The 18,712-nt window shown below is 43.4% G+C and carries 8 protein-coding genes; 1 reads left to right on the top strand and 7 read right to left on the bottom strand.

Translation table 11 applies throughout. From position 1 onward, the window contains the following. Nucleotides 1-128: 128 nt before the first annotated feature. A complete protein-coding gene (locus G337_RS0110250) occupies nucleotides 129-1,124 on the bottom strand; it encodes a transposase (RefSeq protein ID WP_028863806.1) in 996 nt (331 codons plus the stop codon). 229 nt (nucleotides 1,125-1,353) lie between these two features. Here G337_RS0110250 and G337_RS0110245 point away from each other — a divergent pair, with 229 nt between their 5' ends. Next, entirely contained in the window at nucleotides 1,354-2,112 is a 759-nt protein-coding gene (locus G337_RS0110245) for a S26 family signal peptidase (protein WP_028863805.1), read from the top strand. Here the strand turns inward: G337_RS0110245 and G337_RS0110240 are convergent. From G337_RS0110240 to G337_RS0110215, 6 genes are read right to left on the bottom strand one after another with little or no spacing between them, the layout of a single operon-like run. After that, nucleotides 2,087-2,557 (bottom strand): hypothetical protein, encoded by a 471-nt coding sequence (locus G337_RS0110240; RefSeq protein ID WP_028863804.1) that lies wholly within the window; start codon nucleotides 2,555-2,557, stop codon nucleotides 2,087-2,089. The two genes, G337_RS0110245 and G337_RS0110240, sit on opposite strands and share 26 nt — an antisense overlap. 4 nt (nucleotides 2,558-2,561) lie before the next feature. Further along, on the bottom strand, nucleotides 2,562-3,314 hold the full coding sequence (locus G337_RS0110235; RefSeq protein ID WP_028863803.1) for a hypothetical protein: 753 nt from the start codon (nucleotides 3,312-3,314) through the stop codon (nucleotides 2,562-2,564). Nucleotide 3,315: 1 nt separating this feature from the next. After that, the gene (locus tag G337_RS0110230; protein ID WP_157619272.1) at nucleotides 3,316-10,374 is read right to left on the bottom strand and encodes an Ig-like domain-containing protein; all 7,059 of its coding nucleotides are present in this window, start codon (nucleotides 10,372-10,374) and stop codon (nucleotides 3,316-3,318) included. A 23-nt stretch (nucleotides 10,375-10,397) separates the two neighbouring features. Beyond that, complete coding sequence (locus G337_RS27680; RefSeq protein ID WP_157619270.1) at nucleotides 10,398-16,934, bottom strand: thrombospondin type 3 repeat-containing protein; 6,537 nt, start codon at nucleotides 16,932-16,934, stop codon at nucleotides 10,398-10,400. A 30-nt stretch (nucleotides 16,935-16,964) separates the two neighbouring features. After that, entirely contained in the window at nucleotides 16,965-17,825 is an 861-nt protein-coding gene (locus G337_RS0110220) for a peptidyl-prolyl cis-trans isomerase (protein ID WP_028863801.1), read from the bottom strand. Continuing rightward, complete coding sequence (locus G337_RS0110215; protein ID WP_037027315.1) at nucleotides 17,818-18,651, bottom strand: peptidylprolyl isomerase; 834 nt, start codon at nucleotides 18,649-18,651, stop codon at nucleotides 17,818-17,820. The genes G337_RS0110220 and G337_RS0110215 overlap by 8 nt, the downstream gene beginning before the upstream one ends. Nucleotides 18,652-18,712: the final 61 nt, after the last annotated feature.

Genomic DNA, 18,712 nt, shown 5'->3' with positions numbered 1-18,712 from the left:
GAGCGATGAGGTTATAAATAACGTATTTTCTGTTATTAACTGTCATTAGGGGAAATTTTGAAGAGATTCAAACGTCAGCCCACCTTAGCAAGGTGCCAATTAGATAAACAGTTTACTGAAAACAAATGTTAATGAAGCATTCGCTGTAACTTGGTTTTTCCAGATATCCAGCGTTTACCTGTATGCTCTGCAAACAAAGCCAGCTCTTCAACTGAGCCGACTGCACCATGATAATCTTTACCAAAACTGCTGGCTAATTCTATCCAGGTATCGCTTTCTATGCCCAATACGCTAAGCAGGCTGGGTCTTTGCTCACTGACTGCGCCGGACTTATCATTTCTAACAGCACGCCCGGTCCAGTCAACCAGCTCAAGATAATCTAATAATGCATAGGGGATGCCCTGCAGCTGCTCGTCGCATTCTCCGGCAACAAACCCCAATAAAGGTTTACTGGCATTATTTTGCTCACCTTTATCTTCGCGGCTTGCGATACCATGGATACGTTCGAATATTGAAGTATATTCAGATGCTTCTACCGTTTCAGCCATTTTTGCGCGGACAGGGTTTAAATCAACATAAGCCATACAGGTTAATAAAGCTTTTTCATCCAATAATGCTTGAGATTTAAAGCGCCCTTCCCAGAACCGTCCTTTACAGTTATCTTCCTTATTTGCCTTACGTGCAATAAACTCATTTAAACTGCGCATAAACCATGAGATATCCGCTAATCGTCTGCGCCACTCGGCAATAACGACTAAGGCGGCATTTCGCTCTGCTTCTGAGGTTAATTCACCAGCCTGCCAGCGGGAAACAAGCACCGGGCAGGAGTAAAGCAGGCACCAGCGCTGACAAATATCCAGGTCTGAACAGGTCTCAATTTCTTGTTCATTGATATGTAAAACAAGGTGATAGTGATTAGACATAACAGCATAAGCACAGACATCAATAGCAAATATACTGCTGAGAAATCGAATACGGTCAACCATCCATTGGCGGCGATGTTCAAAACTCTGCCCGGAATATTTATCTTCACCACACAAGAAAGCACGTCTAACGCAACGAGAAATACAATGATAATAAGGCGTATCAGCAATGGAAATTAATGAATCTCTAGATTGAGTCATACCACCTCTACATATGTATGTAAAAACACTGTTTATATAGTAGGTATAAACTCTCAATCAGTCAAAAAGGTTTGGGTGTCCTCGCTTTTATGGGTGTCCTCGCTTTTATCTCGGCGCACTGGCTGTCCAGAGTTTACTTTCACTCCTTTTTCTCGCTTTTTTTCTTTTTGTCTCGCTTTCTTGATATGATGAAAAAGAAATATTTTTTAATGAATTTGAGCCGTCTTATATGAATCAGCAGACTACTTTTAAAAGCCTTCAGGTAATTACCGCTGTTTCAGCAAACTTATTATTTCCCGGTGCCGGTTTTGTGCTTGTGGGTTATTACCAGCGAGCATTTCAAGTACAAGCTTTATTACTACTGTTTACTTTGTTGATTTGCTGGAGCCGTTGGGTTTTCACTCCCGCAGGAAGCCAAACATTATTCGTTATTCTTATTACCATTTATATATTTAATACCCTTCTGCTGCTTATCCATATAAGTAAAAATAAAAAGTCAGCATGGCGATATAAACAGAGCTTATATGCTGTGCTGTTTATCATTACTGGTTACAGCTTACTACTGGGTGGATTTATGACTAAACAATATTGGCTTGGAGTGCATGTCTATGTTGTACCAAGTCAGTCAATGCAGCCAAGCTTAAAAACTGGTGATTATATTTTGGTGGACAGCTGGCAATATTTAACTGCACCACCGCAAATTAACGATATTGTTATTTTTACCAGAACTAACCAAAAACATTTTTTTGTTAAACGGGTAGGGAAATGGGATAAGCAGCCTGAGCAATCAGCAGATTTACTGTATGTATTGGGCGATAATGCAGCTATGAGTATAGATAGTCGGGCGTTTGGGCCTATACAGGTAAGCAATATACGAGGGCAGGTGAAAATGATTCTGTTTGGGTTCAATGCTATTGGCAAAATACGAAAAAACAGGGTATTTCTGCCTGTAAATAACCAGCCTAAGCAACCAAACCAGCCATCTTAAACAGCACCTTTTCCATGGAGAGGCGATTGCCCGTTGTTAAGCTTTTCATTTTTAACTTCTTCGATAGTGCTTTGCGGTCTATTTTTTTATATTTACCCTGCATGTTTAAAAGAAAATAACCATCCATCTCATGCTCGCCATCACCCGACATAGGATAGTCGGGGATATAAAAAATAGACAACACATTAAAATTCGCTAACTCTAAATGTTCAATAATTTCATCTAACGATAGTTCCGTCTCTTGCCAGCAGACATACAGCAGTTCATTTTTTTGAATACAACAAAGAGGAAAATCTATTTCCTCTAAAATTTCAAATATAGCCTGCTGATTAAGCGGCAGGTCTTCAATAAAGTCCGGCCGGGTATCACGTTCAAGAATAGACTTCAATGCCTGAGCTGCTAACTCACTTCCACTCTGCACAACCACAGAAAGTGAATAAGGCATAAAGCTATGCCTCCATTTTACTAATTAAATCAGCACTCAGCTGCCAGTTAGCACGCATTTCGTCTTCTCGCGCCAAAATACTATCAACAAAATCTTTAGCCAACGGTCGAGAATCAACCTCTGGATCAAACTCTTTAACCCTTGTTAATAATTCTTCGAATTTAATTCGTGAGCGTAAGTTAGTGTTGGTTGCATATTGCAGACATGAAATAGAATAATCTATACACTGCGTATAACCGTTATACTGCAGTTCTTGATTATTTAAAAATTTGATAGCTCCACGACAAAATGAGCCACACCAGCTTGTCGGCTCGGGGGAAATAGTTTCAGGAGTTTTTCCATGCATTTCTTCTGTAAGTTGATATTCACTGCCTAAAAAAGTATCTACAAACCAAGCCATTAGCTCAGGTAACCAAGGCATATTAAGCCCGTATAAAGATCCCGTGCCAATAAAACCTGACAATATCTCTTTGCGCTCAGCAACACCATAAAGTTTTGAGTAAAACAACTCTTTCATTGACTCAGGCGAGTCATAAGGAGTGTATAAAAACTGTGCTATTGTGCCTAAATACTTCTCTTTTTCCCCATATAAAAAATACTGTTGCATCTTTTTTATCTCACTCGCACCAGCCTCTTTATAGTGCATTTTTTTTATATAACGCCACTGCTCTTTACGCCCTTTTAACCAGGCCTCATCTTCCACATGCCAAAGGTGTTTAATGTTATTCAGAACTTCAATTTTTGCCTTACTCATCATATTAAGGATCCTCACATGCATTTTCAAAATAATCGGGGTCGAGCTCTAACTCGGCAGCGGCTTGTCGTAAACTGTCAAGTTCGTCCCCCATAATCCAGTCTCCAAAAAAATCTTCTATATCAGAAATTAATGGAATATCGAATAGTAAATACTCTAACGGACCAAGAATGGCCATCACTTCATCAAACAGCTTCTCCCGCAACTTTTCAAGTTGCTCCTCAGTTAATGAGCCCTCTTTAATCGCTTTTTGAATTTCAGCATACTGACCGCCAAACTCGTTATACAACAATTCTTCAATTTTAGCGCCAGCGCCATCGCCTAAATGCAACGCAAAAAAAGTAGATAAATTAAAGGGCACTATGTTACTGCGTTGTAACTCAGCAAAATTAGAGGAAATTTGCTTATCCCTATATTTACTGTCATGCGCGCTCTTACTCTCACCAATACTCTGCTTATAGGCACTATTGCTGATTTTTGTTGGTAACGAGGCTAAATACTTCTGCAGTGCTCGAAACTGAGGTGTTGTAGTTTTAACCACCCCTTTTAGATAGTCGCTCTCATCCAACCAAGGCGTTGCCACATTAATATGATGCATATTCTTATCATTTTTATCAATGGTGTATTTTCCATTTTTTTTCTTCAAAGGACGCCAAGAGCGCACACCCGGCCGCCAAACCTGGATCCAGGTTTTATGCTGCTTAGGCTTAAATTTCCCAAAAGTATCTTCATGCTCATCATTCTCCCAATAATCCATAAGAGCGTTTTGCGACGCGGTGTAATCTAGAAAATGCTGGCGATGCGCTAGAGTGGTATAGGGTAAGGGGACCGCCTCTTTAAGCACTGTTTTCTCTTTAGCATAACGTTTTTTGCCATCCCATAATGGAAAAATGCTCTGGTTTAATGTGTTCTTACTGTTTAAAAAGGCTTTCCCCTTGTTGGTCGTATTACTATAGCGCCAAGATTTAAGCTCTATCCAAGTGCGGTTATATTCGCCCGCTCCTTCTAAAACCAAATCAGGTTTACGCAAAGAACGACCATTCTCATAGGTTTTTATCTTGCCATTAACATTATGCTTTAACTCAACAAAAATTCGATTTTTACCTTCTCGGGGATCGGCTAACAAAATCTTATATTGTTCTGGTTTTTTCAAGCCTACTTCACCACCAAATTCAAATAAAGCGTGATAAGCTGCAACCCCTACTACCTCAAAGGCTTTACCATGAGCATGGTTAGAGATAGTACAATGCTTACGTAGCAGTCCCCCTTCAGCCATTTTGCCTTTATTGGCCAGCGCTAGGCCGGCAAACCAACTGGCGATATCTTCGCTAACTGTCTCACTCACCTGCTCATTTAATTTCTTACAATCAGTACAAAAATCAGTGTCGTCTAACCTAGTGCCCAGATATGCAATGGCTGTTAATATTTCCGCAGCATCAAAGCGCGATGTCGTCCCCCCCTGCAAGAGAGCAACAAAATTAGCTGGTGCTCCCGCGATTCCTTTACGCAGAGCCTGCTTCATGCTGATAAAGAGCAAACGGGCACCATAAACAATCGCTGGCGCAATCGCGTGTGCTTCAGGTATTAACTGTGGTTTATCAAGCATCGCCGTTTGTTGAGGCGTAATTGGGAAAATACGCTTAAACTCTATCGGCAGATATTTTATACTTGATAACAGGGTAGTGATATAAGTTGTAAACAGCTCTGTTTCATCATTAATTTCAGGTACAACTTCTAACAACACATTTAAGGTCGCCGCCATCTGAACGCCTGTTGCTCGGCAAGGTGTCGCAGAGTAAGGCAAAAACGTACCTGCATTAACATTATGCGTAATCTTATCGCAGGTGATATTTGGTCTTGGAATAGGCGCGATATCAGTTACCCAGCCATCAGCAGGAAGAGAAAGCATACGGATCCACGACCAAAAATCAGTACTATTTTGAATTGAAAGTGCAATTTTATCTGCTAGGTTTTCATCATGCTCTAAAAGTTCAGCCCAAACCGTTAAGCCTGTGACCATAAATCTTACCCAACGGTTATCACCGTTAGATGATTTGATAATAGCTTCTTGAGTAAACTCATTTACAAAACCAGCCAAATGTGGATATTTTTCATTATCAAAGTAGCGTTTTAATTGATCACCTCGCTGATTAAGCGCACTGTATTGGCTATCATGACTCAACCAAGATAACGCAACGGCCACATTTGCACCCGCTGAGGCCGAGCTTTGTTGCAAGGCAAATCGACTGGCGATATGTGATGCAGCTTTTTTAGGTTGTGGAAATAACGGAGCTAAAGGGGCAGCTGTAAGCACCTCCTGCACAGAAAAATTATCAGAATTGGATAATGACATATAAGCCTTTGACAACTTATTAATTACTGTGGAGTTAAGCACATTAACATTAACACTATGGTTGCGATTATCTTTTAACCGAACGGTTACAGACGGCAGAGTAATATCATTGTCAACCATAAAATCCGTAAGACTGAGCTCAACTGCCACCCTGCCCATTGCATCGAATTTACCACTGCTTTTTGATAATTCAAATAGTGAATGAGATGCCCAGTCATATATGCGCAAACCAGCCACTTTCATGGCAAAATTCTCCCCAAAAGTCAGCCAAGGATCACCATCATCAAGCTCTCCATAGATAATTTCAGCACCACCTAAAGCAAGTGATTTAACATTGTCATCAATAGCCAGATAGAGTTTATTAGCTTTAACCCCAACAGAAACGGCTTGCCATCCCTCTGCGAAAGAGGAGTTACTCACTTCATATACTTCTCCATCATCAGCTTTGATTTTGACAGTTAATTTTGAACCCGTTTTAGTTAATCTCAATGCTCCTGCTGAAATATTAGCTAATTCACCATCACTATCCGTATTTAACCAGAAGTTATATGAAGGTTCATCAATTTTAAAATCTGGAGAGTTTGACAAAAACCACTGACTTTTGAAGTCATCTTCTGACGTTAGAAATTGTAACGCTTGTATATCTTCAAAAGGCGAAGCAGATCTAACAATTCGATTAAAATGAGATTGGTATTTACGTTTTTGATCTAATTGTAAACTTCTAAAATTAGAGTAAAACACAGGTTCTTTGTTGATTATATGAAAATCATCAAAAGCTAATGACCAACTAGTTCCCGGCTCCCCAGTTAATTCTAAGCTGTTTTTTGTAGGATACCCCAAAGAAGCGGTGTTCGCCTTATAATTGATCACTTGGGAAGATGTTTCCCCTTGAGTTCCTGATATTAAAGCTGGTTGAGCTCCCTGAAATAACACAGGCACTCCGTCAACAACATTTATTGGAAAAATGACTGGATTATTTATATCTATTTTTGCACCAAGATTAAACAAACCTGACGTGCCAGGTGCCCGATAAGTAAAATTAAGCTCTCCTGCATTATTAGTCGTTTTTCCATGCTTAATGATTGAGCCACCACTTACCCCCAAGTCAATAAAGAGGCCATCTAAATCTCCTTGGTAGTCCCCTGATACTAGAGCAGTCAATTCGTATGTTTGCCCTGTATACAAAATATCGGGAATACCTTGAATCTCAACATTTAATGGATGAACACTTACAGATGTTATTGTTTCAACAAACCCGGAGCTCACTTTAACTTCAAATTCCCCAACTGTACTGCCACCAGTAATGGTAGCTGTAAGCTGCCCATTATTAGTAAAAGCTTTCATTTTTTCTAAATTAATAAAACCTTTTTCTTTGATATTGAGCGGGGTTCCATCTTCAACTAAATTGCCATGCGCATCATAAACAGTAGCAGTTATTTCAACCTCACCTTTCCCCCTAAGATAAGCGACTTGACTATTTTGTTGCAGGTCAATAGAGCCAGGCTTCCCAGCAATCACTCCAATATCAAATGAGATAACTTCTGTATCAGGCTCTTCTAGAAGTGTCGCTTTGACGCGTACAATATTGCTCGTTGACGGCGTTAACGTAACTTTGGTAACAGAGCTACCACCTTCAGTGATATCAGATATAGCAGGAAATAATGAGGCACTCCCCCGCTCAATGCTCCATTTGATTTTAGTAGGAGCACTGGAAATGCTCTTATCGTTTAATCCTGCGTATCCAATAAGAGTTGCGGCCAACTCAATTTCTGGTTTATCCGCTTTAACATAAACAATATCTTTACCAATGTAATCCTCACTGCTTTCTAGCCCGAGAGATAGATACCAAAATCCCCACTCCCACAATATATTTCCCGCATCATTATTGCTGTATAAGCTGACCGAGAGCAGATCTTCTGCTGTGAAGTCGCTTAACAGGCTCATATCATCGATACTTAACGCCTGTGTTTGACCGTCAATGGTGACTGCGACTTCCTGACCGCCGATATCAAAAACCAGCTCTTTATCGCCGTTGTAACTCCAGGCCTGCAGGGGATCTTTATCATCACCTGCAGTGCTGCCGTCGGTGGCGATATCGTAGATAAAATCAATGAGCTGATCACTGGAGCTGATCACCGGATTATCAACACTGAGGATATCTTCGACATTGTTTTGTGCATCGGTAACCCGAATTTCCTGCATATTCAGATCATACAAGCTGAACTGCATTTCCGAGCGGTATAACCACTGATAAAACGGTTTAGGTTTACTCAGACTGTTGTCACTTTCTTTGGCCTGCTGATAAGCCTTAACCTGCAGATTGCTGCTGTCTTCATCCCATACCGGCACTTTAAAGGGCACAAAATATTCAGGACGGTATTGTAAAATACCTTTATGGTCCGTCGCACTACCCGGTTCAAAAACCGGATTACGGTTACTCGGCTCCCCGTTGACCTGAATATAGATATGCTCGGTTGATAACCCGGCTTCCGGCAGTTTAATAACCTGAGTTTTACGCCCCGGCGGAATTTCAAAATGGCTGACTTTCTGATTACCCGCATCACTTAACTGATTCAGATTGCCCGCGTCACTTAATTGATTCTGTCCGCTGACTATAGCAATACGCCCGGTATAACCATAACCGCTGAGATCTTTTGGCAGGGCAAAGCCGTCGTTATCTAACCACTCGCTGTAAATAACAATATGATCATCAGCATCAGCGGCGGCGCCTTCGTTGCCAATGACCTGTTTTCTACCGCTGTTTTCATCCAGTGCATAACCTTCACCGGCAGCACGCTCCGCCCAGATTTTCAGGTTAGGCGGATACATCACAATCTGATCCGCATAAACGGTAATACCGCTTTCACTTGTGTTTAATGCGGTTACCTGGGTGCCGATGTAGCCTGTTTTACGATTAAGCGCAATGATTTTAATCTTTTCACCCGGTTTAAGGTGATCCGCTTTACGCTGATGCAGGGCCGGATTCATTGCCCCTTCTGCCTGCCAGTCATTAAATTTGTTACCCGTGGTCAGCGCATCAAAAAATCCTGCGCTGGCGCCGCGCAGTTTCATCGAATATTTGAATTCACCCGTGCTGCTGTCTACTCCGCCGTCATGGCCGCGGTAGCTGCTGGATACCCCTTTCTGCTCCGCAATTAACATACCCGTTGATTCACGGAAGATATAGATATCGGTTTCACCGAGGTCGGCATCACTGATCTGACTCAGCAGCGCACGGTCTTTAAAATCATCACTCCAGTCCGCTAGACGGGTAAAATCCGGTTTGCCTGGAATCGGCTCGAGTGTGTTAATGTCTGTTATAAGATCCGCAGGCACATTGTTGCCGTCTTCTTCCTGAGCCTTCCATAGGGCATTTTGCGCGCTAACAGCACTTTCAATCAGCGTTTTTATACTGCTGTCTATACTTGAGCTTAACCAGATGCCCTGCACACTACCCGTTGCAGACGGGACAAACTGTTCAGTTACTTCCCCTTCGCTGGAAGTTGTCTCTACCTTATTACCTAATACGGCATAGTCGGCTTCACCATCACCATCAAAATCGGCGCTCTGGCGCGCCATACGGTATAAGCTTTTGCTGTTGTGGTTATATTTTGTATTGGCCGCCAGCGGGATTTCAGCATCGCCGTAATTTTTCATTACGGCCTGTCCGTAAACCACCATCATATCCACGGGAAAATCTGCTGGACTTTTTGCCGGCTGCGAAATCGTTGCTTCAACTGCCAGTGCATTAATATCAAGCGCGCTGTACTGCGCACAAAAGTCCGAATCCGGGCGGGTTAAATAGTAGTTGGCAATGTTCGAGCCTCTCGGATTAAAACGCGCATAGGGTAGCTGTAGCTGTACATCGGTCTGATACCAGATTGAAAAGCCGGGGCAAGGCGGCAGCAGGTAGTTAAGCTGATATTTGCCCTGCTCATCGGTTACTGCGGCACCGCCGGTAAATACAGGATTAAGCGAAACAAAGGTGTGTTTTAACGGCCCGTAAATTTGATCGCCATGCTCACGCCCTAATACGCCGGCATCGCTGTTATCGGTTAAGGCTTTATCACCAAAAAATCCCACTCTAAAGGCGATATTATTACTACTTTGCCTAAATATATCGCCCTGTGCAGTCAAAAGAAGTGAGAAACTGTTCGGGTTTAAAGCAACCGTCGGGTTAACTGGAAATTCACGTAAAACCAGCAGCTCTCCAGATTCATTAACAATCTGTATATCAGGCAGCACCGCTACATATTGAGTATTGTCATTAAGCCCTTTTTTGTTTACTGCCTGATCCGTAACGGTGACAAATTTCTGTTTCTCATACTCTAATCTTGTCAGCAGGCGAACATCGCTATAATCGTTCTGTAGCTTCTGATAATCGAGCACATAAGCATTGTAAGTATCCGCAGCCATCACCTGTAAATCAGCCAGATCCCCAAGCGCTTCACCAATCTCAGCAACCACATTGCCCTGCGTATCATATTCAACATAAACAGGGGCACCGTTTTCGCCGGGGACAATGGCACGGGTATAAACGGCGCCGTGTTTAAAACGCGGCTGCAGTTTAACCGGACCGGGCATATCCAACAGACCGAATGCACTCGCGCTTTGGCTAATAAACAGCAGCAGAAAAAGCACTACGCAGTAATAGATCAGATTTCTTTTATTGTTTAGCGGGCAAACATAGTCGGCTGAGGTTAAATCCATTAATTGTTCTCTTCTTCCCTGATTCATCCGTTTGCTCCCATGCCGCTGAATTCGGCTAGCAGACGCCTGATAGTCCAATTTTCATCTATATATTTTTCAATAACCGGCTGAGCGGCTGCAGGTAATAAGCCGTAGCCGAAGTAGTCCAGTACTTCAAATTCCGGTGTACCGACACTGCGCACCGAACGGCCGTCAATAATACCTACACCTTTCGGCGCAATTCTGCCGGACTGCGTATCCAGCCCGAGTAATAAAACATAACTGCCGCTTTCAGGGACATGTGCATAGCCGCCGTTCAGCTGCGGTATGCGCATCTGCAGGCTGTGCTTACCGGTAATTTCAATACCCGCCGGCTGGCCGGAATACATCCAGTGCGGCAGTACAATAGGCTCAACTGGCACGGTTAACTCATGTAATTTATCAAACTGAAAATGCGCATTACCGCGGTTGTCCCCGTTAGGGAAAAGCAGCCCTGCTTCACTTAAATCCAGCTGCAGCGCGCCCTGCAGCAGACTTAATGACTGCCCACCGCTGATATAAGTAAACGGTGCTTCGCTGTTAAGCAGTGACAGTTTCATTACACCAAGAGAGAGGTTACGCCCCTGGGTAATAGAAATCTGGCTGCGTTTTTCACCAAAGGCCGGATTGCGCATCTCCGCGTTAAAAACTATGTCATACAGACCGGACGGCATGGCTTTATATTTATCGTTGAAGGTAAAAGCGCCGTCACTGCTGGTGGTCGCCAGTAAACCTAATTCAGGGATGGTTACCTGCACATCGGCTGCCGGCTGAGAAAGCTGATCCGACAGAGAGCCGGTCACAAAGGTCGGCAAGGCGGCGGTTTTAAACTGGTAGCGGCTGAGCTCTTCACCGTCATAAATAACCGAGACAAAAATCTGCGCATTATAAGCCCACTCCTGATCCGGATAGAAAGTGAAAACCTGATCTCCAGGTATCGCAGACAGCGCCCCGCTCACCGGCTCAAAGGAGCGGTTAACACTGACCAGCTGATACCCTTTGCCGGACAGTACATCACTGCCTAAAGGATCTAAATCAACATAGGTTTGACCATGAGCTGTTTCGTTTACTTCAACCTGCAGCTTATTCAAATCAACCGGTTTATTAAACTGTAAGCTGATAAAACCATTCGAGGCGGCATTTTCACTGCCCTCTGCCGGGCTGATATTGATTAATTCAAGCTCAATGGCCTGCGCTTCCTGCACTTCAAGAGGACGCTTGGCGGCCACTAAAATCTTACCACCAGAATCTGATACGCTGGCTGTTATCTGATATTTACCTTTTAACGGCGGAAGCAGCAGATCGCTGCTGAGCAGGGATTGATCCGCGCTTATTGAGGTTTTAAATACTTCTTTACCGGTGCTGTCATTAACAACAACGGCCACCTGAGTATTATCCGGCAGATGGTTGACTCGTAAAACCGTCTGTACTGTAACCGGGGTACCGTGACTGATCACGGATGTGTTGTCTGCCGGTAATACAAATGCCAGCTCCAGCTCGGTATCCAGCTGCAGAGAATAAGTTTGTGCCCGGGTATTACCTGCGCGGTCTATTGCCCGCAGTGCCAGTTCAACCGGTTTATCTGACTGCAGTTTGATAACCTGATTAAAGCGGTAGCTGTTGTCTCCGGCGGGCGCCAGACTGACAACCTGATCTGCAATGGTAAAACTAGCCAGGTTTTCATCTGCAACTATGCCGGACAGGGTGTATAAAGCTTCATTAACATTATTAACCAGCGGATACTCAAGCAGGCTGTTATCTAAAACAATCACTGGAGAACTGCTGTCCATGTTTATATTAAGCGTTTGAGTTGTGATCTGCTCCAGCAGATCTGTCACGCTGATTTCAAGCTGCAGACTGCTGTCTCCCTGCGCAATAGTCATTAACTCCTGCACACGGTAATCAAAAACACCTTGAGTAACACTGCCTGCTTCGCTACCGTTAATGGTGATATTTTTAATACCTGCCTGTGCATAAATATCCGCAGCTAAGGTAAAACTTTGTGAAGCGATTAAGCGGCCGCTGACGGGTGAGATGATACTTATCTGCGGCGCATCAACCTCAACCTGCTCCGGGTAATAAGTGATGTAAACATTCCGCAGTAGAGACTGATCGTCGACTTGAGCAGTAACGGCAATTTTATTCAGCCCCTGCTGCAGCGTTACCGGCTGCGACTCAAAAGAAAAGACAGTGGAACTGGCTGTTTTGTTAAGTCTCAGCGCTGTACCGTCAACACTGACCAGCATGGTTTGTGCAGGCTGTTCACTGATTAAACGACCTCGAATGATTATTGACTCTTTATTAACCACACTGCTAGGTGCCGGACTTAAAATATCCAGGGAGGCTAAACCGGTACTGATCTGGTAAGTAACTTTGAGGCTAACTTCAGCTGTCAAACCGCCGCTGTTTGTCGCTATCACACGAATATTATTAATACCTTCAACAAACGGTACCGTCAGCGACCATCTGCCGTTTTTAATTTCAGTGGCAAGCGGTGTCGCCGGAAAATGTTCCGAAATAACAGAAACATTAACCGCTCCTCTTTCATCAGAAACCGTTCCACTGAACTGCATTTCAGGTGTTTTTACCACCAGGGTATTCGCCCCGTCTAAGGTCAACTGCGGCGGATTAATAACAGGTATGCTGTTTTTATCTTTAGGATCCGTTCCTGCGTCCAGTTCACTCTGGTTATCAAAACCGTCACCGTCAATATCCGGATCGGCATTATCACCAGTACCGTCTTTATCTAAGTCGCTCGACTCAGTTTTATCTGCCGGGAAAGCATCGGCATCGTTGTTCACCCCGTCGCCGTCTTTATCGGCATCCAGTGAATCGGGAATAAAGTCACCGTCCATATCGGCCGGTTTAGAGGACGCGTCTTTCGGATCCGTTCCAAGCTGGTTTTCAATAGTATTAGCAAAACCATCACCGTCAATATCCGTATCAGAGTTATCACCGATGCCGTCTTTGTCTAAATCACTTGATTCTGTTTTATCTTCCGGGAAGGCATCGGTTTCATTATTCACCCCGTCACCGTCTTTGTCGGCATCCAATGAATCAGGAATAAAGTCGCCGTCCATATCGGTAGGTTTAGACGCAGTATCTTTAGGATTTGTGCCAAGCTGAGTTTCAACCGTATTTGCAAAACCATCACCGTCAATATCCGTATCAGAGTTATCACCGGTGCCGTCTTTGTCTAAATCGGCTGATTCTGTTTTATCTTCAGGGAAGGCATCAATATCGTTATCAATGCCGTCACCGTCTTTGTCAGCATCCAGTGAGTCAGGGATAAAGTCGCCGTCCATATCGGTCGGTTTTGACGACGCATCTTTCGGATTGGTATTCAGCTGCGCTTCAATGTCATTACTGAAACCGTCACCGTCAATATCCGTGTCGCTGTTATCACCAGTACCGTCTTTATCTAAATCGCTTGATTCGCTTTTATCTTCTGGGAAAGCATCTTCATCATTATTTACCCCGTCGCCGTCTTTATCAGCATCCAGTGAATCAGGAATAAAATCGCCGTCCATATCAGCAGGTTTTGAACCCGCATCTTTAGGATTAGTATTCAGCTGAGTTTCTATGTCATTGTTGAAACCGTCACCGTCAATATCGGTATCGGCATTATCACCGGTGCCGTCTTTATCTAAATCGCTCCACTCGGTTTTATCTGCCGGGAAAGCATCCAACTCATTATTAATGCCGTCGCCGTCTTTATCAGCATCCAGTGAATCGGGGATAAAATCGCCGTCCATATCAGCGGGTTTAGATAAGGCATCATTCGGATCGGTATTCAGCTGTGTTTCTATATCATTAGCAAAACCGTCACCGTCAATATCAAGATCAGAGTTATCACCGGTGCCGTCTTTATCTAAATCGCTTGATTCTGTTTTATCTTCCGGGAAAGCATCGGCATCGTTATCAATGCCGTCGCCGTCTTTATCGCCGTCCAATGAGTCAGGGATAAAGTCACCGTCCATATCAGCAGGTTTAGAAGCTGCATCTTTAGGATCAGTGTTCAGCTGTATTTCAATGTCATTACTGAAACCGTCACCGTCAATATCGGTATCGGAGTTATCACCCGTACCATCTTTATCTAAATCACTTGATTCGGTTTTATCTGTTGGGAAGGCATCCTGTTCATTGTTCACCCCGTCACCGTCTTTGTCAGCATCCAGTGAATTAGGGATAAAGTCGCCGTCCATATCGGCGGGTTTAGAGGAGACATCTTTCGGATCGGTATTCAGCTGGGTTTCTATATCATTGCTGAAACCGTCACCGTCAATATCCGTATCGGCGTTATCACCGGTGCCGTCTTTATCTAAGTCGCTCGACTCGCTTTTATCATCCGGGAAAGTATCCTGCTCGTTGTTCACCCCGTCGCCGTCTTTATCTGCATCCAGTGAATCAGGAATAAAGTCGCCGTCCATATCGGCCGGTTTAGACGCAGCATCTTTCGGATCGGTATTCAGCTGAGCTTCGATTTCATTGACAAAACCGTCGCCGTCAATATCCGTATCGCTGTTATCACCAGTACCGTCTTTATCTAAATCGCTTGATTCAGTTTTATCTTCCGGGAAAGTATCAAGATCGTTATTCACCCCGTCGCCGTCTTTATCGGTATCCAGTGAATCGGGGATAAAGTCGCCGTCCATATCGGCTGGTATTGATGCAGCATCTTTCGGATTTGTGCCGAGCTGAGTTTCAACCGTATTAGCAAAACCGTCGCCGTCAATATCGGTATCGCTGTTATCACCGGTGCCGTCTTTATCTAAATCAGCTGATTCGGTTTTATCTTTAGGGAAGGCATCCTGCTCGTTATTAACTCCGTCGCCGTCTTTATCAGCATCCAGTGAATCGGGAATAAAGTCGCCGTCCATATCGGCTGGTGTTGATGCAGCATCTTTCGGATCGGTATTCAGCTGTACTTCAATGTCATTATTGAAACCATCGCCGTCAATATCGGTATCGCTGTTATCACCGGTGCCGTCTTTGTCTAAATCAGCCGACTCGGTTTTATCATCCGGGAAAGCATCAAGATCGTTATTAACGCCGTCGCCGTCTTTGTCGTCATCCAGTGAATCAGGAATAAAGTCGCCGTCCATATCGGCGGGTTTAGAGGACACATCTTTAGGATCGGTGCCCAGCTGCGCTTCTATATCATTACTAAAACCGTCGCCGTCAATATCAGGATCAGAGTTATCACCGGTGCCGTCTTTATCTAAATCAGCTGACTCGTTTTTATCTTCCGGGAAGGCATCAAGCTCATTATCAACCCCGTCGCCGTCAATATCCGGATCGGCATTATCACCAGTACCGTCTTTATCTAAGTCGCTCGACTCAGTTTTATCTTCCGGAAAGGCATCCTGCTCATTCTCAACCCCGTCGCCGTCAATATCCGGATCGCTGTTATCGCCGATGCCGTCTTTATCTAAGTCGCTTGATTCTGTTTTATCTGCCGGGAAGGCATCAAGATCGTTATCGATGCCGTCACCGTCTTTATCAGCATCCAGTGAATCGGGAATAAAATCGCCGTCCATATCGGCAGGTTTTGAAGCCGCATCTTTAGGATCAGTACCGAGCTGGATTTCAACAGCATTAGTGAAACCGTCATTATCATTATCTGAATCAAAGCCGTCATAAATGCCGTCAGCATCCATATCACAAAAGTAACTACCGAAATCTAAGCGGTATAATGAACTTTTATCGAAATGTACATCCGCGCCGCTGTCAAGAGTAATTGTTCCGGCATTAAGGCTTCCTGATATTTTAGAGCCCCAGGCAAGTTCAGCTTTTCTTTTGCTGTAAATATGGCCGTTTACTGTTGCTCCGGAATTAAGAACTAAACGCTTAGTAGTGTAGAGAAAAAACTGTTCCGGAGATCCAGCCTCACCGTCTTCTGTTACGTTTAACTGTACTCCCCAGGGAATATCCACTTTTTTCCGCACATAAAGACGAACAGTGCCGGTGCCAGAAACCACAATATTGGCATTACCATTAAGCTTCAGATTTTCAATCCAGTAATCACCAGAGGGTAATGTGAGGGAGCTGTTATAACCAAGAGTCAGTGTTTTTATTCTATATTCACTCGCAGAAGTAAAATATCCTTTCGCACCGCTATGTAAAGTTACCTTGGAAAACTCCCGCTCCTGAGTTGCTCCTATCTCGGCTTCTTCCCGCCAGCCAAGTGAAATTTCATATTTTGAATTTGTTTTTAAAAATGAAACAGCAGGCAGCTCAATCGCAGGAGAGTTAGCAGCTCTGCAGCTTACGGATCCGCAGCTTAAATTATTTGCCCAGCGCGGATTTTTAACCGAAGTTGCATTTAAAACTCCAGATTCAAAACCGCTTAACTGAGCATTAAAGCCGAATTTGACCCGGCCAAACTGATGATGTGCCTGAAGGCCGGTCTCGTGTGCCTGAATACAGATATTATCTTCGGCTACAGGGTTCAGAGATGCATCAGCACTAGCAGAAGCACTTACTGCGCACAGCAGAAATCCTAAGCAGAGACGCATATAACGCCTTGACTTCATGTCCATTTATTCCAAATCCCTTTGCTTAATTAAAAGCTAGTTAACTGTAACTTTAACTTGTTCTTTTGCTGATTTACTGGCTTCTTTTACCGCTTTTTTCATATTAACCGGTGCTAGTTTTTTGCGAATTTCGACGCTGACTTCAGATAAAGGTTTAGCCGGAAGCTGAGTTTGGTTAATAACTCTGACGATGATTAACTGATCGCCGAAATGAACTTCCGATACCTTGCCGACAGATGTATCAGCAACCAGTTTTTTAATCGGCTGGCTTAATAATAAAAGCTTCGCTTCAGCTTTTTTATAAGTAACTGAATACGATTGTTCTGAAAGCTCTGCAGCCCACTTTTTCCAGTCAGGCTGATCCTTTGCCGACTCAAATCTCTTAAGCATCTTAACCTTATCTTGAGCCTGCAGCTTACCAAGCGACACAATCAGCTCAAACTCCTTAAGCAGATCCGCACCAAACTCGTCAGGATTATTATCGTAATAATTTTTAACCTGCTCAGTGGTAACGGGCTCAACCGTAGTGTTCGCCTGCAGATACTGTTTAACTAATAACTCTTCTCTATAGCTGCGGACTTTTTCATCGAGCAGCGCGGTTTCCTGCGAATCTAACTGTTCTTCAGCTAACAATGCCATTGAGCGGCTGACAATTAAGCTCTGCAGCATTTTCTGATAAAGCTTTTGATCCGCATATAATGCAGCTGAATCACCTAGAGTACGATTAACAGCATGCTCCAGCTGAAATTCAGTGATCGGCTCATCGTTTACCAAGGCTAAAACCTGTGTATTATCCTGAGCGGATTCAAGCGGCTGGTTGTCTGTTTTTTTAACAGAATCAGCTGTATCACAGGCAGACAGCATAAAAGAGAACAGCAGCAGATAAACTTTATTCATCAGCTTTATCCATTCGTTCGATTTCAACGGCTGCTAACAGACGCTCATTTTCAGCCTGTTTTACCTGCTGTCTTAGCTGATAGCGAATATCACCTTTGACACTTTCAAAGGGACTGGTAATGATCTGCGACGGTTGCAGAACTTTGACAATATGAATACCAAACGAAGTGGCAAAAGGCGGGGAGATTTCATTCTGAGCAAGCGAAAATGCTTTTGCACTAAAAGCAGGAGAGATAGCACCTTCTTTAATCCAGCCTAATTCGCCGGCATTTTTTGCACTGCGTTTATCTTCAGAATAGATTTCAGCAATATCTGCAAATTTTTCATTTGCGGTTAAGCGGCTGTATGCTTCGTGGGCTTTATTTAAGCGTGCCTGTTTCTCAGCATCACTCATTTTTGCATTGGTACGAATAAGAATATGCGCTACATTCGCTTTTTTACTTTGAAACTGCTCCTGATGAGTATTATAAAAATTACGAACGGCCTGTTCATTAACTTTATCTTTTAATACTTTTTCAAAATGACGAGTAAGCAGGGTCTGCTTTTTAAACTCATTCACTTCAGCTTCGAGCGAAGCTTTGTCGTACACTGCCTGCTGTTCAAGGTTTTGTACTATTGCAGTTCTATTCAGATAAGCGGAAAGCGCATTTTCAACATGCTTTTTATTATCTAATGGAATATTTTTAAGTTTTAAATAATGCTCAAACTCTATTTTAGTGATCTCTACATCACCTACTTTTGCGATCACTTTATCATCACCGCTGTCTGAACATGCGCTCAGCAGTGTAAGTACAGCAATAACAATTCCAAATTTATTTTTTAACATTTCTTTGTCCCTAAAGAAAACAGCATGGTTTTTATAATTTTGCCGTATAGTACAGATAATC

The sequence above is a fragment of the Psychromonas aquimarina ATCC BAA-1526 genome, from assembly GCF_000428725.1.
Taxonomy (GTDB): domain Bacteria; phylum Pseudomonadota; class Gammaproteobacteria; order Enterobacterales; family Psychromonadaceae; genus Psychromonas; species Psychromonas aquimarina.
The sequence above is the reverse complement of the archived record's forward strand: the minus strand, read 5'-3'. Positions and strand labels throughout refer to the sequence as shown.